This is a genomic window from Nonomuraea thailandensis, assembly GCF_024172165.1.
GTDB lineage: Bacteria > Actinomycetota > Actinomycetes > Streptosporangiales > Streptosporangiaceae > Nonomuraea > Nonomuraea thailandensis.
On record NZ_JAMZEB010000002.1, the window covers coordinates 10,779,120 to 10,800,000 of the forward strand.

Genomic DNA, 20,881 nt, shown 5'->3' on the forward strand with positions numbered 1-20,881 from the left:
GAAACCCCGTGCCGGCCCTCCCCGTAAGACCTCAGCCGAACAGCGCGGGAAGCGCAGCCGAGTGCGTTTCCCGCAGCTCCTCCACGGAGACCTCGAACACGTCCTTGACGGCCAGCGACGCCCCACCGGTCACGCCGAGCCCGTAGCACGGCACGTCGTGCCGCCCGCACAGCGAGGCGAACTCGTCGTAGGCCTCGGGCCGCACCACGACCAGCGCCCGCGCCGCGGACTCGCTGAACAGGTCGGTGAACGGATCACCGGTCAGCTCGACCCGCGCCCCGACGCCCCGCGCCAGGCAGGACTCGGCCAGCGCGACGGCCAGCCCGCCGTCCGACAGGTCGTGCGAGCCTTCCAGCAGCCCCCGCCGGGCCGCCTCCACCAGCACGGTGCCCAGCGCCTGCTCGGCCTCCAGGTCCGCGTGCGGCGGCAGCCCGCCCAGGTGGCGGTGCTCGACGTGGGCCCACTCCGAGCCGCCGAACTCCTCGCCGGTGTCGCCGAGCAGCACGACCCGCAGCCCCTCGGCGGTGAACCCGGACGGCACCCGCTTGGCGACGTCCTCGATGACGCCGAGCACGCCGACGACGGGCGTCGGGTGGATGGCCGTCGAGCCGGTCTGGTTGTAGAAGGAGACGTTGCCACCGGTGACCGGCACGCCGAGCGCCCTGCAGGCGTCGGCCAGCCCGCGGGTGGCCTCGGCGAACTGCCACATCACCTCGGGGTCCTCGGGGGAGCCGAAGTTGAGGCAGTTGGTGACGGCCAGCGGCTTGGCGCCGGTCACGGCCACGTTCCGGTACGCCTCGGCGAGCGCGAGCTGCGCCCCCGCGTACGGGTCGAGCTTGGCGTAACGCCCGTTGCCGTCGGTGGACAGCGCGATGCCGCGGGTGGTCGGCTCGGCGCCCTCGATGACCTCCGAGATGCGCAGCATGCCCGCGTCGGCCGGCTGGGCCAGCACGGTGTTGGAGCGCACGTACCGGTCGTACTGGTCGGTCACCCACGCCTTGGAGGCCAGGTTGGGGGAGCCGAGCAGCTTGAGCAGGGTCGCCCGCAGGTCGGCGGGCCGCTCCAGGCGGTCGGGCGTGTCGCCGTTGAGCGCGGACTGCCCGGCCGGCTCGTGGAAGGGCCGCTCGTAGACGGGGCCGTCGTCGGCGGCGGTGCCCGGCGGGATGTCCACGATGACCTCGCCGTCCCAGGTCATGACGAGGCGGCCGGTGTCGGTGACCTCGCCGATGACGGTGGCGGGCACGTCCCACTTCTCGCAGATCGCCATGAACGCGGGGATGTCGTCGGGGCGGACGACCGCCATCATGCGCTCCTGCGACTCGCTCATGAGGATCTCCTCGGGCCTGAGCGAGGGGTCGCGCAACGGGACCAGGTTGAGGTCCACCTTCATGCCACCGGTGCCCTTGGCGGCCAGCTCGGTGGTGGCGCAGGAGACGCCGGCCGCGCCGAGGTCCTGGATGCCGACGACCACGTCGGCCGCGTACAGCTCCAGGCAGCACTCGATGAGCAGCTTCTCCATGAACGGGTCGCCCACCTGCACGGCGGGCCGCTTGGCCTGCGACTCGTCCTCGAACGTGGCGCTGGCCAGCACGGACGCGCCGCCGATGCCGTCGGGGCCGGTGGACGCGCCGAACAGCACGACCTTGTTGCCGGGGCCGGGCGCGGTGGCCAGCTTGATCTGGTCCTTGCGCAGCAGGCCCACGCACAGGGCGTTGACCAGCGGGTTGCCGATGTAGCAGGGGTCGAAGACGACCTCGCCGCCGATGTTGGGCAGGCCCAGGCAGTTGCCGTAGCTGCTGATGCCCTCGACCACGCCGGGCAGCACGCGGCGGGTGTCCACGGCGTCTGCGGCGCCGAAGCGCAGCGCGTCCATGACCGCGATCGGGCGCGCGCCCATGGACATGATGTCGCGCACGATCCCGCCGACGCCGGTGGCGGCGCCCTGGTGCGGCTCGACGTACGACGGGTGGTTGTGGGACTCGATCTTGAACGTGGCCGCCCAGCCGTCGCCGATGTCGACCACGCCGGCGTTCTCGCCCATGCCCACGAGCAGCGCCTCGGACTTGGGCGCCTTGGTGGCGAACTGCTTGAGGTGCACCTTGGACGACTTGTACGAGCAGTGCTCGGACCACATGACGCTGTAGATGGCCAGCTCGGAGCCGGTGGGACGGCGGCCCAGGATCTCCTTGACCCGGTCGTACTCGTCCTGCTTCATCCCCAGCTCGGCGAAGGGCATCGGCTCGTCGGGAGTCTCCGCCGCCCGCTTCACACTGTCTGTCATGCGTTCACCAGGTTCTTCAGGATGGAGGTGAAGACGCCGAGACCGTCGGTGCTCGGGGCGCCGACCAGGTCCTCGACGGCGTGCTCGGGATGCGGCATGAGGCCGACCACGTTGCCCGCCTCGTTGCGGATGCCCGCGATGTCGTTGAGCGAGCCGTTGGGGTTGCCGACGTAGCGGAACACCACGTGGCCGCCCGCCTCCAGCGCGGCCAGCGTGTCGTCGGAGGCCACGTAGCGGCCCTCGCCGTGCTTGATCGGCAGCGTGATCTCCTGGCCCTGCGTGAACGAGTTCGTCCACGCGGTCGCGCTCTGCTCGACCTTGAGCCGCTGGTCGCGGCAGACGTAGTGCAGCGAGGCGTTACGCGTCAGCGCGCCGGGCAGCAGGTGAGCCTCGCACAGGATCTGGAACCCGTTGCAGGTGCCGATCACGGGCAGCCCCGCCCTGGCGGCGGGGACGAGCTCCTCCATGAGCGGCGCGAAGCGTGAGATGGCGCCGCAGCGCAGGTAGTCGCCGTAGGAGAAGCCGCCGGGCAGGAAGACGGCGTCGACTCCCTTCAGGTCGTGGTCGGCGTGCCACAACGGGACCGCCTCCGCGCCCACGAGGCGCACGGCTCTGGCGGCGTCCTGGTCGTCGAGAGTTCCTGGAAACGTGACTACGCCCACACGGGCAGCGCTCATGACTGTGGTCCCCTCCGGAGGAATGCGCGCGCGCACCACCGTCCCTTCAGGGCGGACGGCGGTGTCTTCAGGTTATCGGGTGCTCCCAGGTGGTCCGCATCGACTCGGGGGTCGAGCGAAGGCGCAGGTCGGATGCTACAGATCAGACGGCGGCGAGCTCGCGGGGACGGGCGTCGGCGCCGTCGTCCCAGGCGAGGTGCTTGCGCAGGTGGACCGTGGTGCCCCGGCCGGGGGTGACGCCGAAGGAGATCTCGTCGACGACGCTGCGCATGATCAGCAGGCCGCGGCCGTTCTCGGTGTCGGGAGGCGGAAAGGAATGCGGCATCGTCGGGACACCGTCACCGTTGTCGGCCACGCGCACGTCGCACTGGCCGGCGCCGATGGCCGCCGTCACCTCGTAGCGGTTGGCCGGCCCTCCGTGCCGGACCGCGTTGGAGCACGCCTCGGACACGGCGAGCAGCATGTCGGCGATGCACGTCTCGCTCACGTTGAGTGAACGCATGGCGTCGCCAAGCACTCGCCTGACCATCGGTATGCCGATCGCATCCCGAGGCAGTGCCAACGAGAACTCAATATCCACCGGACTCCTCCGGGCGCCGGAATCTCACCTGGAGTAGGTTTCCCTGAGAAAACGGGGCTAACCGCAAAATCACGTTGTTGTTATTTAGTGTTGGCACGCCCGTGGCATTGTGGCACGTCGCAACCGGGCTTTAACCGCCCCAGGGGAAATCGGGGCGGCAAATGTGCCTTAGCCCTCGACCCGGACGGTGTAGTCCTCGATGACGGTGTTGGCGAGCAACGTTTCCGCCATCTTGCGCACCTCGTCGAGCGCCGCCTCGTCGGCCGGGCCGTCGAGCTCGATCTCGAAGCGCTTGCCCTGGCGCACGGCTGAGACGCCGGAGAAGCCGAGCCTGGGCAGCGCCCTGGCGATGGCCTGGCCCTGCGGATCGAGGATCTCGGGCTTCAACATGACGTCCACGATGACGCGGGCCACTGCGTTCCTCCTGGGTGCGGTGGGTGGATGGGAAGCACAGCCTACCGGCGCGTGTGGCTGTCACTACAACGGGAACGGGGAGGACATGGGGCTTGCGCACAGGGCTGTGACGTCTGCCACGATGGCCCCGAACGCGTACGAACCACCACCTACCGGTTCGTCGTTAGGTAAGGCTGGCCTAAGGTGGCAACCCCATCCATAGTCCGGCCCCTGACCAGCAGGAGTGGCGCATGACCATAGACGCCTCGGGAGCATCTCCTGAGCTCGTCCAGCTGCTCACCCCCGAGGGCGAGCGGGTCGAGCATCCCGACTACGACATCGACCTGACCCCGGACGAGGTCCGGTCGCTCTACCGCGACCTCGTGCTCGTCCGGCGCATCGACCTGGAGGCCGTGGCGCTGCAACGCCAGGGCGAGCTGGGCATCTGGGCCTCGCTGCTGGGCCAGGAGGCCGCCCAGATCGGCTCGGGCCGCGCCCTGACCGACACCGACATGGCCTTCCCCACCTACCGCGAGCACGGCGTGGCGTGGTGCCGCGACGTCGACCCGGTCAAGCTGCTGGGCCTGTTCAGGGGTGTCAACCACGGGGGATGGGACCCCAACGAGCACAACTTCCACCTCTACACGATCGTGATCGGCAGCCAGACCCTGCACGCGGTCGGCTACGCGATGGGCATCCAGCGCGACGACGCCAACGCGGCGACCATCGTCTACTTCGGCGACGGCGCCACCTCCCAGGGCGACGTGAACGAGTCGTTCATCTGGGCCAGCGTGTTCAACGCGCCGATCGTGTTCTTCTGCCAGAACAACCAGTGGGCCATCTCCGAGCCGCTGGAGAAGCAGACCCGCATCCCGCTCTACCGGCGGGCCTCCGGGTTCGGCTTCCCGGGCATCAGGGTCGACGGCAACGACGTGTTCGCCTGCCTCGCGGTGACGCGCAAGGCGCTCGAAGCCGCTCGTACCGGGCAGGGGCCGACGCTCATCGAGGCGTTCACGTACCGGATGGGCGCCCACACCACCACCGACGACCCCACGCGTTACCGCGTGGCCAGCGAGCTGGAGGCGTGGAAGCTCAAGGACCCGATCGAGCGGGTCAAGGCGTACCTGTTCAAGAACGAGCACGCCGACCAGGCCTTCTTCGACTCCATCGACGCCGAGGCCGACCAGCTCGGCGCGGACCTGCGCAGGCGCTGCCTGGCCATGCCCGACCCCGAGCCGCTCGACATCTTCGACCACGTCTACCGCGAGCCCCACGCCCTGATCGACCAGGAGCGCGCCCAGTTCGCCGCGTACTTGGAGGGGTTCAGTGACTGAGCGGAGCGAAGGCACCATTCGGCACAGCGTGACTCTCATGGCGCCGACGAAGGAGGCGTCATGACGGTTCTCAGTTTGTCCAAGGCCCTGAACGAGGGCATGCGCAAGGCCATGGAGGACGACCCCAAGGTCCTCATCATGGGCGAGGACGTCGGCAAGCTGGGCGGCGTGTTCCGGGTCACCGACGGCCTGCAGAAGGACTTCGGCGAGGACCGCGTGATCGACACGCCGCTGGCCGAGTCGGGCATCATCGGCACCGCGATCGGGCTGGCGCTGCGCGGGTACCGGCCGGTGTGCGAGATCCAGTTCGACGGGTTCGTCTTCCCGGCCGCCGACCAGATCATCACGCAGCTCGCCAAGATGCCGATGCGCTCGCTGGGCGCGATCAAGCTGCCGGTCGTCGTACGCATCCCCTGCGGCGGCGGCATCGGCGCGGTCGAGCACCACAGCGAGTCGCCGGAGGCGTACTTCACCCACACGGCCGGCCTGCGCGTCGTCTCCTGCTCCAACCCGGCCGACGCGTACACCATGATCCAGCAGGCCATCCGCAGCGACGACCCGGTGCTCTTCTTCGAGCCCAAGCGCCGCTACTGGGAGAAGGCCGACGTCGACACCTCCTCCACCGACTGGTGGGCCCCGCTGCACGCCGCCAAGGTCGTGCGCCCCGGGACCGACGTCACGCTGCTGGCCTACGGTCCCATGGTCAAGACCTGCCTGGAGGCCGCCACGGCGGCCGAGGCCGACGGGCGCTCGCTGGAGGTCATCGACCTGCGCTCGCTCAACCCGCTGGACGAGCCCGTCGTGATGGAGTCCGCACGCCGCACCGGGCGCGTCGTGGTCGTCCACGAGGCTCCCGTCAACAGTGGCTTCGGCGCCGAGCTGGCCGCGCGGATCACCGAGCAGTGCTTCTACCACCTGGAGTCGCCCGTGCTGCGGGCCGGCGGCTTCTCCACCCCCTACCCCCCGTCCAAGCTGGAGGAGCACTACCTGCCCGACCTGGACCGGGTGCTCGACGCCGTCGACCGGACCTTCGGGTACTGAGGGGGTAGCGCGATGCGACGCGAGTTCAAGCTTCCCGACGTCGGTGAGGGGCTGACGGAGGCCGAGATCGTCCGCTGGCACGTCAAGGCGGGCGACACGGTCAAGGTCAACCAGATCGTGGTGGAGATCGAGACGGCCAAGTCGATCGTCGAGCTGCCCATCCCGTGGGACGGGGTGGTGGCCGGCCTGATGGCCGAGGAGGGCGACACGATCGACGTCGGCGTCGCCATCATCGCCGTGGACACCGCGGAGGAGGGCGGCACAGGGGTGCCCTCCGGAGCCGCGACGCCCGCCCAGGCCACGGACGACGTCGCCGCCCTGGCCGACGACATGGTCCCGAAGCCGCCGGCGGAGGGCGCGGTGGAGCCCGGCGCCCACGGCAGCCCGGCCCCCAAGGAGGAACGCCAGGCGGTCCTGGTCGGCTACGGCGTCAAGACCGGCGCCACCAAACGCCGCCCCCGCAAGCAGCCGGCCCCCGGCGTCGCCGCCAACCCGGTGGCCAACCCGTCCCGCGTGGAGGTGGACGGCCCGCCCGCCCCGGCCCCGTCCCCGTCCCCGGCTGCGTCCCCGGCTCCGGTTCCGGCTCTGGCCTCGACGGTGCCGGCAGAGACGCCCGCGACGCCCGGCCGGGTGGCCGTCCTGGCCAAGCCCCCGGTCCGCAAGCTGGCCAAGGACCTGGGCGTCGACCTGGCGTCCCTCACCGGCACGGGCCCCCAGGGCTCGATCACCCGCGACGACGTCCACGCGGCGGCCCAGGCCCCCGCCGAGGAACCGGCGGCCGCGGCCACCCCCGCCCTGCGCGAGGAGCGCCTCCCCGTCAAGGGCGTGCGCAAGGCGACCGCCCAGGCCATGGTCACCAGCGCCTTCACCGCCCCGCACGTCACCGAGTTCCTCCAGGTGGACATGACGGGCACCATGGAGGCGGTGCGGCGCCTGCGCGCCATGCCCGACTTCGCGGAGATCAAGGTCTCCCCGCTGCTCCTGGTGAGCAAGGCGGTCCTGACGGCGGTCAGGCGCCACCCGCTGATCAACTCGGCGTGGGACGAGCAGGCCGGGGAGATCGTGGTCAAGCACTACGTGAACCTCGGGATCGCCGCCGCCACCCCGCGGGGCCTCCTGGTCCCCAACGTCAAGGACGCCCAGGGCCTGTCCCTGCCCGCCCTGGCCGGCGCCCTGGCCCAGCTCACGGAGACGGCCAGAGCCGGGCGCACCCAACCGGCGGAGATGTCCGGCGGCACCATCACCATCTCCAACGTCGGCGTCTTCGGAGTGGACACCGGCACCCCGATCATCAACCCCGGTGAGGCCGCCATCCTCGCCGTGGGCCAGATCAGGGACATGCCGTGGGTCGTGGACGGCGAGCTCGCGGTGCGCAAGGTGACGACCCTGTCGCTCTCGTTCGACCACCGCATCGTCGACGGCGAGCTCGGCTCGCTCTTCCTCGCCGACGTGGGCGCCATGCTGGAGGACCCCCTCCGCATGCTCGCCTGGAGCTAGAACCCGAACGGAGTACGGCGACCGCCGGGAGGACCCCTCTCCCGGCGATCGCCGTACGGCGGGGGACGCCCGCACCCACTGACGTCAGAGCGACCAGGGTTCCGCCAGATACATCGATATGGTGGCGAATATGATTCGCCACATCGTGCTGTTCACCTGGACCGAGACCGCGACCGCCGAGCAGAAGGCCGCCGTCACGGCTGAGCTGGGCAAACTCCCCGACCTCATCCCGCAGCTCCGCGCCTACACGGTCGGCGCGGACGCGGGAATCAACCAGGGCAACCACGAGTTCGCCGTGGTGGCGGACTTCGACGACGTGGGCGACTACCTGACCTACCGCGACCACCCGGCCCACCAGAAGGTGATCGCCGACCACATCAAGCCGATCCTTGCGACCCGCGCCGCCGTCCAGCTGAGCCTCTAGCCCCGGAGCTGATCCGCCTGGAGCTCGGATACTGACCAGCTCCAGGAGCCGGCCCATCCAGTTGCGTCCTGAGGCGATCCAGTAGTCCGAAGCCCACCCGTCGTCGTGGATGCGCGCGGTGCCCGCACCGGCCGGGATCTCCGCGAGCTGGCGTACACGACCAGCTCGGTCAGGATGTAGTGGCCGCCGTCGCGGATGAACGCGGGCCGCGACAGGCCGTCGATCCGCTCGCCGTCGACCTCCCTGAACGTCCGGTTCAGCACGGCCGAGAGCCTAGACGATCAACCGCTCAGAGATCAGGCGGGTTGTTCTCGCGGTGCATCAGCCTGTTGTCGGAGGTCTGGCCCCGCCGGGGGGCCAGCACGATGCTCAGCACCACTCCCACGCCACCGACGATCATGAAGATGAGGCCGATGACGTCCATGTGGACGCTCTGCCCGAACACGTCGGGCTCGATCGCGAACCTCAGGATGGCGCCAAGCGTGAGGAAGAAGATGCTTACCCCGACACCCATGACGACCTCCAGGCAAACGGCGAGTACAGCCTCGGTCATACCCGGCTATCGCCGATCACACCCGTCGCATCTCACGCAAGGCAGGACAACGGCTGCCCGCCGTTGTAGGTGATCATGTCGAGTACGGCGGTGACCAGGTCGATCGGCGCGCCCAGGGGGTGCCCGTCGAGCTCGGCGTAGGCGCGGTGCAGGTTGCCCACGATGCGCTCGGCGTCCAGCAGCCCGGCCCACTCGCCCAGGTCGGTCTCCCTGGCCGCCTCCAGCGGCGTCAGGCCCGCCTCCTTGCCCCGCCTGGCGGTCTCCTGGACGAAGCGCAGGTAACCCTCGACCGGCTCGTACGCCTCCGGCCCGCACACCTCGCCGTGCCCGGGCACGATGGTCTCGGCGCCGAGCTCCCGTAGCTGCTCGACGGCCCGTAGCGCCCCGGCCACCGAGCCCATCAGCACGAACGGGGTGCCGCCGTTGAAGACCAGGTCGCCGGCGAACAGCAGCCGCCGCTCCGGGATCCACACGTAGGAGTCGTTGGTGGTGTGGGCCGCGTGCCCGACGTGCCGCACCTCGCAGCGCAGCTCGTCGGAGTGCAGGGTGACGCGGTCGGTGAAGGTGAGGAACGGCGGGGTCGGCTCCATCTTGCCCCACTCCACCTCGGGCGACCAGGCGGCGCGGTAGGCGGGCACGCCGTCGGCGATGATCTGCTCGCGCACGCCCTCGTGCCCGACGATCGTGGCCTCGGGGAACAGCCAGTTGCCGAACGTGTGGTCACCGTGGTGGTGGGTGTTGACCAGCGTGGTGATCGGCCGGTCGGTGACCTTGCCGATGGCCTGGCGGAAGGCGCGCGTGCGGCGTTCGGTCGAGCAGGCGTCGATGACGACGACGCCGCGCCGCCCGGCCAGGAAGCCGGTGTTGTTGATCCACCAGCTCCCGTCGGGCTGCAGGTAGGCGTAGACGCCGTCGGACACCTCTTCGACGCGCGGCGGTGGCAGGGGATGGTCGTGCGCGGAGGAGCTCATGGCAAGGAACGTACAAGACGGCGTGCCGAGGCCCCTCACAAGGCGGCAGGGCGCCCGCTCGCGGTCGGGCGCCCTGCCGGTGTGACTGCCGCGGGTGGCAGCGAGGTGTGGCTCAGAAGGCCTCTTCGGGCAGCTCCATCAGCTCCAGGCCGGTCGCCGCGAGCACGCGCCGCTCGGCGGCCAGCCGGGGCAGCACGGTCTTGGCGAAGAACGAGGCGGCCCCGACCTTGCCCTGGTAGAACGGGTCCTCACCCTCGGCCAGCCTGGCCAGCGCCACCTCGGCCTGGCGCAGCAGCAGCCAGCCGATGACCAGGTCGCCGAGCGCGAGCAGCAGCCTCGTGGTGTTCAGCCCGACCTTGTAGACCTCCGTGGGCGTCTCCAGCGAGCCGAGCGCCCAGCCCGCCATGGTGTCGCCCATGGCCTTGACCTCGGCCGCGGCCTCGGCGAGCAGCTTGCGCTCCTCCTTGAGCCGCCCGTTGCCCGCCTCGGACCCGGCGAACTCGTTGATCTCGGCCAGCAGCGCGCCGATCGCGGCGCCCTGGTTGCGCAGGATCTTCCTGAAGAACAGGTCCTGGCCCTGGATGGCGGTCGTGCCCTCGTACAGGGAGTCGATCTTGGCGTCGCGGATGTACTGCTCGATCGGGTAGTCCTGGAGATATCCGGAGCCGCCGAGGGTCTGCAGGGAGCGGGAGAGCAGCTCGTACGACCGCTCGGAGCCGACGCCCTTGACGATGGGCAGCAGCAGGTCGTTCATGGCGGCGGCGTGCCGGTCGTCCGGGTCGATGAGCAGCGTGTCCTGGAACGTGGCCGTGTAGAGCACCAGCGCCCGCATGCCCTCGGCGTACGCCTTCTGCAGCATGAGCTCGCGCCGCACGTCGGGGTGGTGGGTGACGGTCACCCGGGGAGAGGCCTTGTCGGCCATCTTCGCCAGGTCGGCGCCCTGGACGCGGGACTTGGCGTACTCGAGGGCGTTCAGGTAGCCGGTGGAGAGCGTGGCGATGGCCTTGGTGCCGACCATCATGCGGGCGTGCTCGATCACCATGAACATCTGCTTGATGCCCTCGTGCACCTCGCCGACCAGCCAGCCGACCGCGGGGTGCTTGTCGCCGAAGGTCAGCTCGCAGGTCGTGGAGACCTTCAGGCCCATCTTCTTCTCGACGTTGGTGACGTAGGCGCCGTTGCGCTCGCCGAGCTCGCCGGTCTCCAGGTTCACGTGGAACTTCGGCACGAGGAACATCGACAGCCCCTTGGTGCCGGGGCCGTGGCCCTCGGGGCGGGCCAGCACCAGGTGGAAGATGTTGTCGGACATGTCGTGCTCGGCGCTGGTGATGAAGCGCTTGACGCCCTCGATGTGCCAGGTGCCGTCGGGCTGGCGTACCGCCTTCGTACGGCCGGCGCCCACGTCGGAGCCCGCGTCGGGCTCGGTGAGCACCATGGTGGCGCCCCAGCTCTTCTCGATGGCCAGCTCGGCGAAGCGCTTCTGCTCCGGGGTGCCCAGCTTCCACAGGGTGTAGGCGAAGTTGGGGCCGGCCGCGTACATGTACAGGGCGGGGTTCGCGCCCAGCACCATCTCGGCGGTGGCCCAGGCGAGGGTGCGCGGGATGCCGGGGCCGCCCAGGTCGGTGGGCAGGTCGAGGTGCGCCCAGCCGCCGTCGACCAGCGCCTTGTACGACTTCTTGAAGCCTTCGGGCACCTTGACGGTGGAGGTGGCCGCGTCGAACACCGGCGGGTTCCTGTCGCCCTCCTCGAAGGAGTCGGCGAGCACTCCGGTGGCGAGCCGGTTCATCTCGTCGAGCACGCTGCGCGCGACGTCCTCGTCCACTTCCGAGAAGGGTCCGGTGCCGAGGATCTCGCCTCTCCCGAAGACCTCGAAGAGGTTGAATTCCAGGTCACGCACGTTGCTCTGGTAGTGGCCCATGGGCGTCGATCTCCTTGAACCGAGGCATTTCTACTGGTGAGTAACCTTACTCTGAAATGCTACCCGCGGGTAACCCGTCATATGCGTGGCATGCTCATCTCCATGGACGCCGCAGAACTCGCCGCCCGATGGCGGGAACGCCTGGAATCGTGGGCGATTCCGGACGAGATCCTGGCCAAGGCCCCCGTGGATCCGTGGAGTCATTCGCCGGAGAGGTTCGGCACCCGCACCGACAGGGCGCTGGCCGAGCCCGACGACGGCCCCACCATGACCCGCCTGTCCGAGGCGCTGCCCGACAAGGGCACGCTGCTCGACGTCGGCTCGGGCCCCGGCGCGGCCTCCCTGCCGCTGCACGCGCGCATCGGCCACCTCTACGCGGTCGACACCTCCGCCTCCATGCTCGAAGGGCTGACGGCCAGGGCGGAGAAGCTGGGCGTGCCGGTCACGGCGGTCGAGGGCCGCTGGCCCGACGTCTCCGGCCAGGTGCCGAAGGCGGACGTGGCCGTGGCGGCGCACGTCGTCTACAACGTGCCCGACCTGGCCGACTTCCTGCTGGCGCTGGACGCCCGCACGCAGGGGCGGGTGGTCCTGGAGCTGCCGCACCGCCACCCGATGAGCTGGATGACGCCGCTGTGGCAGCACTTCCACGGCGTCGACCGGCCGGTGCGGCCCATCGCGGAGGACTGCGTGGCGCTGGCGGCGGCGCTCGGCTTCAACGTGCGGGTGGAGGAGAGGGAAGCCCCGCTGGAACGTTTCATGTCGCTGGAGGAGCTGGCCGCCAGCGCGGTGCGCAGGGTGTGCCTCGACCCCTCGCGGGCGGAGGAGGTGGGGCGGACGGCGGCGGAGCTCGGCATGTGGCCGGTGCCGCGCGACCGGTGGGTCACCATCTGGTGGGAATGACCGGCCTGCCCTGCACGTTCCCCTAGATGAGCCAGTGAGCTCCCGGACGAGACGCGCCGTACCCGGTACGCCAAGACGACGCACTCCAAGTCAGTCTCGTCTCTCAGGGAGTGCTTCTCATGGCGTGGATCGTCCTCGTGCTGGCCGGCCTCTTCGAGGTCACCATGGCCCTCTCGCTCAAGCTCAGCAACGGCTTCTCGCACCTGTGGTGGACGCTGTCGTTCCTGGTCACGGCCGTGCTCAGCTTCGGCCTGCTCGCCTACGCGCTCAAGACGCTGGAGGTCGGCACCGCGTACGCCGTCTGGACCGGCGTCGGCGCGGCCGGCACCGCGCTGCTCGGCATGATCGCCATGGGCGACCAGGTGTCGCCGGCGCGGCTCGTCTCCATCGCGCTGATCCTGGCCGGGGTCATCGGCCTCAAGACACTGGCTTAACGGCTTTGGCGGTGTCTATTGTGGTGACCCATGATCGAAATTCATGCTGTCACCATTGACGCCGCCGACCCGTACGCCATCGCGAGCTGGTGGAGCGAGGCCACCGGCCTGCCCCTGGGCGAGGGTGACGAACCGGGCGACGACGAGGTCATGCTGCGCACCCCCCAGGACCCGTTCCTGCTGTTCATCCGCGTCCCCGAGGGCAAGACCGTCAAGAACCGGGTGCACCTCGACGTCAACGGCACCGAGGGCAGGACCCGTGACCAGGAGGTCGAGCGGCTCATCGGGCTCGGCGCGACCGTCCACGACGATCTGCGCAAGCCCGATGGCACCGGCTGGGTCACCATGCTCGACCCCGAGGGCAACGAGTTCTGCGTGTGCAGGAGTACTGCGGAGAGGGAGGCTCAGTAGGGTCACCGGGCCGACCGCGCTCGTCCCTGCATCGTGAGCGTCAGCACGCCCGCGATCAGGTAGACGAGCGCGCCGTGCCACAGCGCGTCGATGGCCGAGCCGAACACCCCCTCGCCGTCGAGCACGAGCTGCACCGGGTAGTCCAGCACGGCCACGATGCCGGCCGGCAGCAGCGCGAACTTGAACGGGTGCCTGAGCGACCAGATCCGCGCCTGGCGGGTCACCCGGTCGCCCTCGTTCGGCTTGGACACCGCGCCGATCGCGGCGACCAGCGCGAACAGGCTGATGCCCAGGCCCAGCGACCAGACCAGGCCGGCGGTGCCGGTGAGCCAGCCCACGCCGAAGCTGACGGCGGTCACGGCGGCGCCGCTGACGGCGGCGGTCTTCCAAGGGGCGCCGCGCAGCGCGGCGCCCGACAGCGATACCTCGTCGCGTCGACTGATTTCATTGCTCATGCCTTCATGCTGCCCTTCGCCTGCCCCTGGAGGCATCGGGGTCCGACCCTGAGCTGTCCCTGGGAAACTGGCATGATTCGGGCATGCGGGATATAGAGATCGTGCGACTTGGTCCGGACGAAGGCGAGCGGCTGCGGGAGGTGCGGCTGCGCGCGTTGCGGGACGCGCCGGACGCGTTCGGCTCCTCCTACGCCCGTGAGATCGAGTTCCCGCCGCGGAAGTGGGCGGAGCGGCTGGCGAACCAGGACTCGCGCTGGTGGGTGGCCACGCGCGACGGCGCCGACGCGGGGCTGGTGTGCGTGCGCCTGGAGGAGGGCGCGGCCCACCTGCTGTCCATGTGGGTGGCGCCCGAGGCCAGGAAGGACGGCGTCGGCTCCCGGCTGGTGGACGAGGCCGTCAAGTGGGCCAGGACCACGGGAGCCGAGGAGATCGGCCTGTGGGCGGTGGACGAGAACCACGCCGCCCGCGGCCTGTACGCGCGCAAGGGCTTCACGCGCAGCGGCAAGGTGATGGCGCTGCCGTCCAACCCGGCGCTCATGGAGTCCCACTACGTGCTGTCCCTGCTCTTCCGGCGGGCGCGCAGGCAGGACGTGCCGGCGATCGTGGCGATGCTGGCCGACGACCCGCTCGGCGCCCAGAGAGAGGGCGATCCGGGCGACGAGCGTTACCTGGCGGCGTTCGACCGGATCGACGCCGACCCGTACGACGAGCTGATCGTGGCCGAGCGCGACGGCAAGGTGGTGGGCACGATGCAGCTCACGTACCTGGCCGGGCTGTCGCGGCTGGGCGCCGAGCGGTGCCAGATCGAGGCCGTCAGGGTCGCCGCGTCCACCCGCGGCCAGGGCCTGGGCCGCAAGATGATCGCCTGGGCGATCGACCGGGCGCGGGCGCGCGGGTGCGCGATGGTGCAGCTCACCTCCGACAGGTCACGTACGGACGCGCACCGCTTCTACGACGGCCTCGGCTTCACCGCCTCCCACGTCGGCTACAAGCTCAAGCTGGACTGATCTCCACGAAGTTGTCGTGGAAGCCCGGCCCCCTGCCCATGTCGGCGTCGCGCTCGGCCACGACGGCGTTCGGGTTGGCGCCGCCGGGGCTGAGCTTGGGCCAGCGGCCCTTCGGCGTGGCCACCACCCCTGCCGCCACCCGGTCGCTGATCTCCACGTCAGCCAGGAACTCGCCGCCGTCGTTGTGCACGCGCACCCGGCGGCCGTCCTCCAGCCCGCGCGCCGCCGCGTCGGCCGGGTTGACCAGCACCGTCGGCTCCTTGGCCCGCCGCAGCAGCTCCGGGTTGTTGCCGAACGTCGTGTTGAGGAACGTGTGCGAGGCGGGCGTGACCAGCGTCAGCGGGTACGGCGAGCTCTCCCCGGGTGATGGACGCGAGGCCGCCGTGTACGACGGCACGTACGCCTTGCCGGCGGGCGGGAAGCGCAGCCGCCCGGAGGGCGTCGGGAAGCCCTCGGCGAACGGCGTGAACGGGCGCGGGTAGTTCATCCGCGCCCAGCCCTCCTTGCGCAGCCTGTCCAGGGTGATGCCCTCCAGCGACGGATGCCCGCTCGTCAGCAACTGCTCGGCCAGCTCCAGGTCCGAGTCGTACAGCGACGGCTCGGTCATCCCCATGTGCGCCGCCAGCCGCCGGAACGTCTCCGTGGTGGACAGGCACTCGCCCGGCGGCCGCACGGCCTGCTCGTTCCACAGCAGGTACATGTGCCCGTAGCCGGCGTGCAGGTCGTGGTGCTCGGTCTGCATGGTCGCGGGCAGCACGATGTCGGCGTAGTCCACGGTGTCGGTCGGGAAGTGCTCCATGACCACCGTGAACAGGTCCTCGCGCAGGAGCTGCCGCCTGATGGCGTTCGAGTCGGGGGAGGAGCCGACGGGGTTGGCCGCGTACACCCAGAAGCACTTGACGGATTCGAGCTGCGAGGCCGCCTTGGTCATGGTCAGCGTGCGCACCGGCGCCGCGAGCAGGTCGTCGCGGCGGTCCACGTTCAGGTGCACGTGGTCGCTGGTGGAGAAGGCCATGCCGCCGCCGGGGTGGCGCCAGTCGCCGGTGACGCCGGGGATGGCGGCGATCACCCGCAGCGCGGCGCCGCCGCCCGCGTGCCGCTGCAGGCCGTGCGTGGCGCGCAGCGCGGTCGGACGGGTGTGCGCCAGCCGCATCCCCAGCCTGTGGACGGCCTCGGCCGGGATCCCGGTGATCTCGGCCACTCTCTCCACCGGGTGACGCAGGATCTCCTCGCGGAAGTCGTCCCAGCCCTCGGTGTGCTCGGCCAGGAACTCCTCGTCCTGGGCGTTCTCGGACAGCACGACGTTGAGCAGGCCCAGCGCGAGCGCCCCGTCGGTGCCCGGCCGGATCGCCAGGTGCTCGTCCGCCTGGTCGGCCGTCCTGGTGCGGACGGGATCGATGGCGACGACGTACGCGCCGTCCGCGCGGGCGTCCTGGATGAACTTCCACAGGTGGTGGCCGCTGGTCAGCGTGTTCGTGCCCCAGAGCAGGATCAGCTTGGACAGCGCGAAGTTCTCCGGGTCCATGCCGGCCGCGGTGCCGAGGGTGCGCCGCAGCCCGGCGTTGCCCGCCGCGGAGCAGATGTTGAGCCAGTGCCTGGAGGCGCCGAGCAGGTTCCAGAACCGCCGGCCGGCCACGCCCTCGCAGCCCTGGAGGTAGCCGAGGGTGCCGGTGCCGAGGTAGGGCCAGATGGCCTCGCCGCCGTGCTCCTCGACGATGGCGCGCAGCCGTACGGAGATCTCGTCGAGCGCCTCTTCCCATGTGATCCGCTCGAACTGCCCGGAGCCCTTCGGCCCGGTGCGGCGCAGCGGGTACAGGAGGCGGTCCTGGGCCTGGGTGTGCTCCAGGTAACGGTTGACCTTCACGCAGAGCGCGCCCCGCGTGTAGGGCTGGTCGGGGTTGCCGCGCATCTTGACGGCCCGGCCGTTCTCGACGGTCACCACCCAGGAGCAGGTATCCGGGCAGTCCAACGGACATGCCCCCAAAACCCTCAATTCACCCGACATGGGACACAGCCTACGTCCACCCACTGGCAGGAATTCAGAGGTGAACAGTGGGAAGTGCAGCGTGTAGCCTGCCCCGTGCGACACTGCGGGGACGATTGAGCACACTGGAAGTCAGAGATCGTATGGTCCGGCACGGGAAGGTGCGGAATCGCTGTCGGTGGCCGATATCAGGGAACGAGATGACACGGAGGGCCTCGCGGAAGGGGAGCCGGCCGTGGCCGAGTCGCGCGCGGAGAACGACGTCTACGTCGTAGAGCCGCTGCTGCCCCAGCGCCTGCGCCGCCCCTCCGACCTGCTGCGCTTCTTCGCCACGCTCATCGTGCTCGGCGCGGTCATCCTGCTCGCCCTGGTCGGCAAGCAGACACTCATCGGGCTCGAGGCCGACGTCAAGGAGGGCGCCGAGCTCGTGCCGCTGCTGAGCAGGATCGCCACCTTCCTCGGTGGCGCGGCCGTGCTCATCGTGCCCACGGCATTCGCCGTCGAGCGCGTCTTCCACCGCGACGGGCTGCGCGTCGCCGAAGGGCTGATCGCCGCCATCGTCGGCATGGCCGGGTCGTTCCTGCTCGGGCAGTGGCTCGTCGGCGGCAACGTCGACGACCTGCGCGTCCTGCTCACCGGCGACCGCAGCACCATCGAGCCGCTCAACACGCTGCTCACCTCCGTCATCGCCTACTCCACCGCCGTCCGCATCTCCCGCCGCCCCACCTGGCGGATGCTGATGTGGACCACCATCGCGCTCTACATCCTGGCCCTGTTCTCCGGCCGCCAGATCACCATCCCCAGCGCCATCGTCACCGTCCTGGTCGGCATGGCCATCGGCTACGCCACCCTGTACGGCGTCGGCAGCCCCAACACCCGCCCCGCCGGCAACGCCGTGGTCGCCGCCCTGCGCAAGCTGTCGTTCGCGCCCGTCTCCGCCCGCCGCGTCGAGGACGACCACCAGGGCAGCCGCCGCTACGCCATCGGCCTCAAGGACGGCTCCAGCCTCGACGTCACCGTGCTCGACCGCGACCGGCAGGTGGCCGGGCTGCCGTACCGGCTGTGGCGGCGCATCAGGCTCAACTCCGAGACCAGACGGCGCGCCATCAGGTCGTTGCGCGCCGAGCTCGAACGCGAGGCCCTCATGGCGTACGCGGCGCAGGCGGCCGGCGCCAGCACCCCGCGCCTGCTCGGCACCAGCGAGATCGGCACCGAGGCCGCGCTGCTCGCCTACGAGCACATCGAGACCCGCCCCCTCGACGAGGTGCCCGACGCCGAGATCGACGACGAGCTGCTCGCCCAGATCTGGGAGCAGGTCGAGCTGCTGCAGATCCAGCGCCTGGCACACCGGCGCCTCACCGGCGACAGCATCCACCTCGACCGCGACGGCCGCGTCGTGCTCACCGACGCGCGCAGCGGCGAGGTCGCCGCCGGAGACCTGCTCCTGCGGCTCGACGTCGCCCAGCTCCTCACCTACCTGTCGCTGCGCGTCGGCCCCGAGCGCTCGGTCCGCGCCGCCGCCAACGTCATGGGCCCCGACGCGCTGGCCGCCGCCATGCCGCTGCTCCAGCAGATCGCCCTGACCAGGGAGACCCGCGCCGCGCTGGCCAAGGCCAAGAACGTGCTGCCCGGCATCCGCGAGCACATCGTCGCGCTCAAGCCGCAGAGCAAGGTCGAGGAGGTACGCCTCGAACGCTTCCGCCCCCGCACCCTGATCACCATCATCGCCAGCACGCTCGCCGCGTACATCGTGCTCTACCAGCTCAGCCAGGTGGACGTCTACCACGTCATCACCACGGCCAACTGGGCCTGGTCGGGGCTGGCGCTGGTGGCCTCGTTCGCCAGCTACGTCGCGGCCGCGTTCATGCTGCGCGGCTTCGTGCCCGAGCACCTGCCGCTCTGGCGCACGGTGCTGGCGCAGTTCGCGGGCTCGTTCGTCAAGCTCGTCGCGCCCGCCGCCGTGGGCGGCGTCGCGATCAACACGCGCTACCTGCAAAAACGCGGGATCCCCCCGGCCAGCGCGGTCGCCAGCGTCGGCGCCTCGCAGCTCATCATGCTGGTCTTCCACATCCTGCTGCTGGCGCTGTTCGCCTACATCACCGGCTCGACCACGCCCACCTCGTTCACCCCGTCACGCACGCTCGTCCTCGTGCTGCTCGGGGTGGCGGTGCTGGTCGTCGCCGTCCTCGGCGTGCCGCCGCTGCGCCGCCTGGTCACCGCACGGCTGCGCAAGCTCTTCTCGAACGTGCTGCCGCGCCTGCTCGACGTGCTGCAGTCGCCGCGCAAGATGGTCGAGGCGTGCGCCGGCACCCTCTCGATCACCCTCGCGTTCATCGTCTGTCTCGACGCCTGCGTGGCCGCGTTCGGCGGCACGCTCAGCTTCACCGCCGTCGCGGTCGTCTTCCTCACGGCCAACGCGATCGGCTCCGCCGCGCCCACACCCGGTGGTCTGGGCGCGGTCGAAGTCGCGCTCGTGGGCGGTCTGACGGTCGCGGGCGTGCGACCCGAGCTGGCCACCTCGGCGGTGCTGCTGTACCGGCTGCTCACGTTCTGGCTGCCGGTACTGCCGGGCTGGGCCGCCTTCACCTACCTCCAGCGGAACGAAGCTCTGTGATCTTGTCGATGGCGGCCAGCTCGTCCTCCGTGAACGCCGGGCCGTCCACGCACGCCACGTTGTCCTCCAGCTGCTTGACGCTGCTGGCGCCGATCAGCACGCTCGTCACCCTCGGGTCCCGCATCGCCCACGACAGCGCCATCTGAGCCAGCGTCTGCCCCCGCGTCCGCGCGATCTCGTTGAGCTCGCGCGCCAGGTCCCGGTCGATCCGGTCGCTGGTCAGGAACCGGCTGGTGGCCGCCCGCGAGTCGTCGGGCACGCCCTCCAGGTAGCGGTCGGTCAGCAGCCCCTGCGCCAGCGGCGAGAACACGATGCAGCCCATCCCCGCCTCCTCCAGTGTGTCCAGCAGCCCGTCCTCGATCCAGCGGTTGATCATCGAGTAGGACGGCTGGTGGATGAGCAGCGGCGTGCCCAGCTCGCGCATGATGCGCGCGGCCTGGGCCGTCTGCTCCGGCGAGTAGTTGGAGACGCCCGCGTACAGCGCCTTGCCCGAGCGCACCGCCCGGTCCAGCGCGCCCATCGTCTCCTCCAGCGGCGTCTCCGGGTCGGGACGGTGGCTGTAGAAGACGTCCACGTACTCCAGCCCCATGCGCTGCAACGACTGGTCGAGGCTGGCCAGCACGTACTTGCGCGACCCCCACTCGCCGTATGGACCGGGCCACATGTCGTACCCGGCCTTGGTGGAGATGATCAGCTCGTCCCGGTAGGCGGCGAAGTCCTCGCGCAGGATCCGGCCGAAGTTGCGCTCCGCCGAGCCGTACGGCACGCCGTAGTTGTTGGCCAGGTCGAAGTGCGTCACCCCGAGGTCGAAGGCGCGGCGCAGGATCGCCCGCGAGTTCTCGATCGGCCGGTTGTCGCCGAAGTTGTGCCACAGGCCCAGCGAGACCGCCGGCAGCTTCAGCCCGCTGCGCCCGCTGCGGTTGTAAGGCTGGCGCTCGTAGCGCCCCTCGTCGGCCTGGTAGGTCATGACGTGCCCCTCTCGATGATCCACGAGAGCGCGAAGGCCTCCTCGCGCCACGCGTCGTAACGCCCGCTGCGGCCGCCGTGCCCCGCGCCCATCTCCGTCTTGAGCAGGAACGGGCCGCCCTTGGCGGTCGCGCGCAGCCTCGCGATCCACTTCGCCGGCTCATGGTAGAGCACGCGCGTGTCGTTGAGGCTGGTGATCGCCAGGATCGGCGGGTACGGCCTGCCGTCCACGTTCTCGTAGGGCGAGTACCCCTTCATGTACGCGTACACATCGGCGTCGTGCAGCGGGTCGCCCCACTCGTCCCACTCGATCACGGTCAGCGGCAGCGACGGGTCGAGGATGGTGTTCAACGCGTCCACGAACGGCACCTCGGCCACCACGCCGGCGAACGTCTCCGGCGCCAGGTTCGTCACCGCGCCCATCAGCAGGCCGCCCGCCGA

Annotated in this window: 21 protein-coding genes, 1 pseudogene and 1 riboswitch (1 of these 23 running past the window's edge); of the genes and pseudogenes, 10 read left to right on the forward strand and 12 right to left on the reverse strand. The window is 70.4% G+C overall.

All coding sequences use genetic code 11. The features are described 5' to 3' along the window. Positions 1-31 precede the first annotated feature (31 nt). The 4 genes from purL to purS form a co-directional block, all read right to left on the reverse strand. Complete coding sequence (purL, locus tag HD597_RS54100; protein ID WP_253755815.1) at positions 32-2,281, reverse strand: phosphoribosylformylglycinamidine synthase subunit PurL; 2,250 nt, start codon at positions 2,279-2,281, stop codon at positions 32-34. Next, positions 2,278-2,958 (reverse strand): phosphoribosylformylglycinamidine synthase subunit PurQ, encoded by a 681-nt coding sequence (gene purQ / locus HD597_RS54105; RefSeq protein ID WP_253755817.1) that lies wholly within the window; start codon positions 2,956-2,958, stop codon positions 2,278-2,280. Before purQ ends, purL begins: the two co-directional genes overlap by 4 nt. A gap of 142 nt (positions 2,959-3,100) precedes the next feature. Beyond that, complete coding sequence (locus HD597_RS54110; RefSeq protein WP_185100353.1) at positions 3,101-3,487, reverse strand: ATP-binding protein; 387 nt, start codon at positions 3,485-3,487, stop codon at positions 3,101-3,103. A 219-nt stretch (positions 3,488-3,706) separates the two neighbouring features. Beyond that, entirely contained in the window at positions 3,707-3,952 is a 246-nt protein-coding gene (purS, locus tag HD597_RS54115; protein ID WP_253755819.1) for a phosphoribosylformylglycinamidine synthase subunit PurS, read from the reverse strand. A gap of 230 nt (positions 3,953-4,182) precedes the next feature. Between purS and pdhA the strand changes: the two genes are divergently transcribed. The 4 genes from pdhA to HD597_RS54135 all read left to right on the forward strand — a co-directional run bounded on the left by pdhA (position 4,183) and on the right by HD597_RS54135 (position 8,227). Next, entirely contained in the window at positions 4,183-5,265 is a 1,083-nt protein-coding gene (gene pdhA / locus HD597_RS54120; RefSeq protein WP_253755821.1) for a pyruvate dehydrogenase (acetyl-transferring) E1 component subunit alpha, read from the forward strand. A gap of 60 nt (positions 5,266-5,325) precedes the next feature. Continuing rightward, the gene (locus HD597_RS54125) at positions 5,326-6,306 is read left to right on the forward strand and encodes an alpha-ketoacid dehydrogenase subunit beta (RefSeq protein ID WP_253755823.1); all 981 of its coding nucleotides are present in this window, start codon (positions 5,326-5,328) and stop codon (positions 6,304-6,306) included. A gap of 12 nt (positions 6,307-6,318) precedes the next feature. Continuing rightward, a complete protein-coding gene (locus HD597_RS54130; RefSeq protein ID WP_253755825.1) occupies positions 6,319-7,803 on the forward strand; it encodes a dihydrolipoamide acetyltransferase family protein in 1,485 nt (494 codons plus the stop codon). A 130-nt stretch (positions 7,804-7,933) separates the two neighbouring features. After that, positions 7,934-8,227, forward strand: a complete 294-nt coding sequence (locus HD597_RS54135; protein ID WP_253755827.1) for a Dabb family protein — start codon at positions 7,934-7,936, stop codon at positions 8,225-8,227. On the opposite strand, the gene HD597_RS67290 is transcribed toward HD597_RS54135, so the two are convergent. From HD597_RS67290 to HD597_RS54150, 4 genes are all read right to left on the reverse strand, one after another. After that, the gene (locus HD597_RS67290) at positions 8,224-8,490 is read right to left on the reverse strand and encodes a DUF7638 domain-containing protein (RefSeq protein WP_425572279.1); all 267 of its coding nucleotides are present in this window, start codon (positions 8,488-8,490) and stop codon (positions 8,224-8,226) included. The two genes, HD597_RS54135 and HD597_RS67290, sit on opposite strands and share 4 nt — an antisense overlap. Before the next feature lie 26 nt (positions 8,491-8,516). Then, positions 8,517-8,741, reverse strand: a complete 225-nt coding sequence (locus tag HD597_RS54140; protein ID WP_253755829.1) for a hypothetical protein — start codon at positions 8,739-8,741, stop codon at positions 8,517-8,519. A gap of 71 nt (positions 8,742-8,812) precedes the next feature. Beyond that, positions 8,813-9,751, reverse strand: a complete 939-nt coding sequence (locus HD597_RS54145; protein ID WP_253755831.1) for an MBL fold metallo-hydrolase — start codon at positions 9,749-9,751, stop codon at positions 8,813-8,815. Positions 9,752-9,863: 112 nt separating this feature from the next. After that, positions 9,864-11,669 carry an acyl-CoA dehydrogenase gene (locus HD597_RS54150; protein WP_253755833.1) on the reverse strand — a complete coding sequence of 602 codons (1,806 nt, stop codon included), beginning with the start codon at positions 11,667-11,669 and terminating at the stop codon, positions 9,864-9,866. Between the two features lie 102 nt (positions 11,670-11,771). Here HD597_RS54150 and HD597_RS54155 point away from each other — a divergent pair, with 102 nt between their 5' ends. The 3 genes from HD597_RS54155 (at position 11,772) to HD597_RS54165 (ending at position 13,414) form a co-directional block, all read left to right on the forward strand. After that, positions 11,772-12,569, forward strand: coding sequence for a class I SAM-dependent methyltransferase (locus tag HD597_RS54155; RefSeq protein ID WP_253755835.1), 798 nt, complete (start codon positions 11,772-11,774; stop codon positions 12,567-12,569). Positions 12,570-12,594: 25 nt separating this feature from the next. Then, positions 12,595-12,654, forward strand: a riboswitch (guanidine-III (ykkC-III) riboswitch). Between the two features lie 34 nt (positions 12,655-12,688). Beyond that, positions 12,689-13,003 (forward strand): DMT family transporter, encoded by a 315-nt coding sequence (locus tag HD597_RS54160; protein WP_253755837.1) that lies wholly within the window; start codon positions 12,689-12,691, stop codon positions 13,001-13,003. Between the two features lie 30 nt (positions 13,004-13,033). Then, complete coding sequence (locus HD597_RS54165; RefSeq protein ID WP_253755839.1) at positions 13,034-13,414, forward strand: VOC family protein; 381 nt, start codon at positions 13,034-13,036, stop codon at positions 13,412-13,414. Positions 13,415-13,416: 2 nt separating this feature from the next. Here HD597_RS54165 and HD597_RS54170 read toward each other — a convergent pair whose 3' ends face one another. Then, positions 13,417-13,869: a hypothetical protein gene (locus HD597_RS54170; RefSeq protein WP_253755841.1), complete on the reverse strand. Its 453-nt coding sequence runs from the start codon at positions 13,867-13,869 to the stop codon at positions 13,417-13,419. Positions 13,870-13,952: 83 nt separating this feature from the next. Between HD597_RS54170 and HD597_RS54175 the strand changes: the two are divergent. Together HD597_RS54175 and HD597_RS54180 are read left to right on the forward strand one after the other, a co-directional pair. After that, positions 13,953-14,363: pseudogene (locus HD597_RS54175) on the forward strand (GNAT family N-acetyltransferase); the annotation flags it as partial. A 42-nt stretch (positions 14,364-14,405) separates the two neighbouring features. After that, positions 14,406-14,876 carry a GNAT family N-acetyltransferase gene (locus tag HD597_RS54180; protein ID WP_253759867.1) on the forward strand — a complete coding sequence of 157 codons (471 nt, stop codon included), beginning with the start codon at positions 14,406-14,408 and terminating at the stop codon, positions 14,874-14,876. Here HD597_RS54180 and HD597_RS54185 read toward each other — a convergent pair. Further along, on the reverse strand, positions 14,863-16,881 hold the full coding sequence (locus HD597_RS54185; RefSeq protein WP_253755843.1) for a molybdopterin-containing oxidoreductase family protein: 2,019 nt from the start codon (positions 16,879-16,881) through the stop codon (positions 14,863-14,865). The two genes, HD597_RS54180 and HD597_RS54185, sit on opposite strands and share 14 nt — an antisense overlap. 214 nt (positions 16,882-17,095) lie before the next feature. On the opposite strand from HD597_RS54185, the gene HD597_RS54190 reads away from it, so the two are divergent. Then, positions 17,096-19,474, forward strand: a complete 2,379-nt coding sequence (locus HD597_RS54190) for a lysylphosphatidylglycerol synthase transmembrane domain-containing protein (RefSeq protein WP_253755845.1) — start codon at positions 17,096-17,098, stop codon at positions 19,472-19,474. Here HD597_RS54190 and mgrA read toward each other — a convergent pair. After that, positions 19,443-20,441 (reverse strand): L-glyceraldehyde 3-phosphate reductase, encoded by a 999-nt coding sequence (gene mgrA, locus HD597_RS54195; protein WP_253759869.1) that lies wholly within the window; start codon positions 20,439-20,441, stop codon positions 19,443-19,445. The two genes, HD597_RS54190 and mgrA, sit on opposite strands and share 32 nt — an antisense overlap. Then, on the reverse strand, positions 20,438-20,881 hold the 3' portion of the coding sequence (locus HD597_RS66295; protein ID WP_253755847.1) for a S9 family peptidase. The gene runs 1,647 nt beyond the window's last position; only the last 444 of its 2,091 coding nucleotides appear in the window; the start codon falls outside the window, past its right edge; the stop codon is at positions 20,438-20,440. Before HD597_RS66295 ends, mgrA begins: the two co-directional genes overlap by 4 nt.

Excerpts from the sequence above, each read along its gene's own strand:
- HD597_RS54145 (WP_253755831.1), bottom strand. The coding sequence starts at position 9,751 with ATGAGCTCCTCCGCGCACGACCATCCCCTGCCACCGCCGCGCGTCGAA.
- purQ (WP_253755817.1), bottom strand. The coding sequence starts at position 2,958 with ATGAGCGCTGCCCGTGTGGGCGTAGTCACGTTTCCAGGAACTCTCGAC.
- mgrA (WP_253759869.1), bottom strand. The coding sequence starts at position 20,441 with ATGACCTACCAGGCCGACGAGGGGCGCTACGAGCGCCAGCCTTACAAC.
- HD597_RS54165 (WP_253755839.1), top strand. The coding sequence starts at position 13,034 with ATGATCGAAATTCATGCTGTCACCATTGACGCCGCCGACCCGTACGCC.
- HD597_RS54170 (WP_253755841.1), bottom strand. The coding sequence starts at position 13,869 with ATGAGCAATGAAATCAGTCGACGCGACGAGGTATCGCTGTCGGGCGCC.
- HD597_RS54125 (WP_253755823.1), top strand. The coding sequence starts at position 5,326 with ATGACGGTTCTCAGTTTGTCCAAGGCCCTGAACGAGGGCATGCGCAAG.
- HD597_RS54150 (WP_253755833.1), bottom strand. The coding sequence starts at position 11,669 with ATGGGCCACTACCAGAGCAACGTGCGTGACCTGGAATTCAACCTCTTC.
- HD597_RS54155 (WP_253755835.1), top strand. The coding sequence starts at position 11,772 with ATGGACGCCGCAGAACTCGCCGCCCGATGGCGGGAACGCCTGGAATCG.
- purL (WP_253755815.1), bottom strand. The coding sequence starts at position 2,281 with ATGACAGACAGTGTGAAGCGGGCGGCGGAGACTCCCGACGAGCCGATG.
- HD597_RS54140 (WP_253755829.1), bottom strand. The coding sequence starts at position 8,741 with ATGGGTGTCGGGGTAAGCATCTTCTTCCTCACGCTTGGCGCCATCCTG.
- pdhA (WP_253755821.1), top strand. The coding sequence starts at position 4,183 with ATGACCATAGACGCCTCGGGAGCATCTCCTGAGCTCGTCCAGCTGCTC.
- HD597_RS54180 (WP_253759867.1), top strand. The coding sequence starts at position 14,406 with ATGGAGTCCCACTACGTGCTGTCCCTGCTCTTCCGGCGGGCGCGCAGG.
- HD597_RS54135 (WP_253755827.1), top strand. The coding sequence starts at position 7,934 with ATGATTCGCCACATCGTGCTGTTCACCTGGACCGAGACCGCGACCGCC.
- HD597_RS54185 (WP_253755843.1), bottom strand. The coding sequence starts at position 16,881 with ATGTCGGGTGAATTGAGGGTTTTGGGGGCATGTCCGTTGGACTGCCCG.
- HD597_RS54130 (WP_253755825.1), top strand. The coding sequence starts at position 6,319 with ATGCGACGCGAGTTCAAGCTTCCCGACGTCGGTGAGGGGCTGACGGAG.
- HD597_RS54160 (WP_253755837.1), top strand. The coding sequence starts at position 12,689 with ATGGCGTGGATCGTCCTCGTGCTGGCCGGCCTCTTCGAGGTCACCATG.
- HD597_RS54110 (WP_185100353.1), bottom strand. The coding sequence starts at position 3,487 with ATGGTCAGGCGAGTGCTTGGCGACGCCATGCGTTCACTCAACGTGAGC.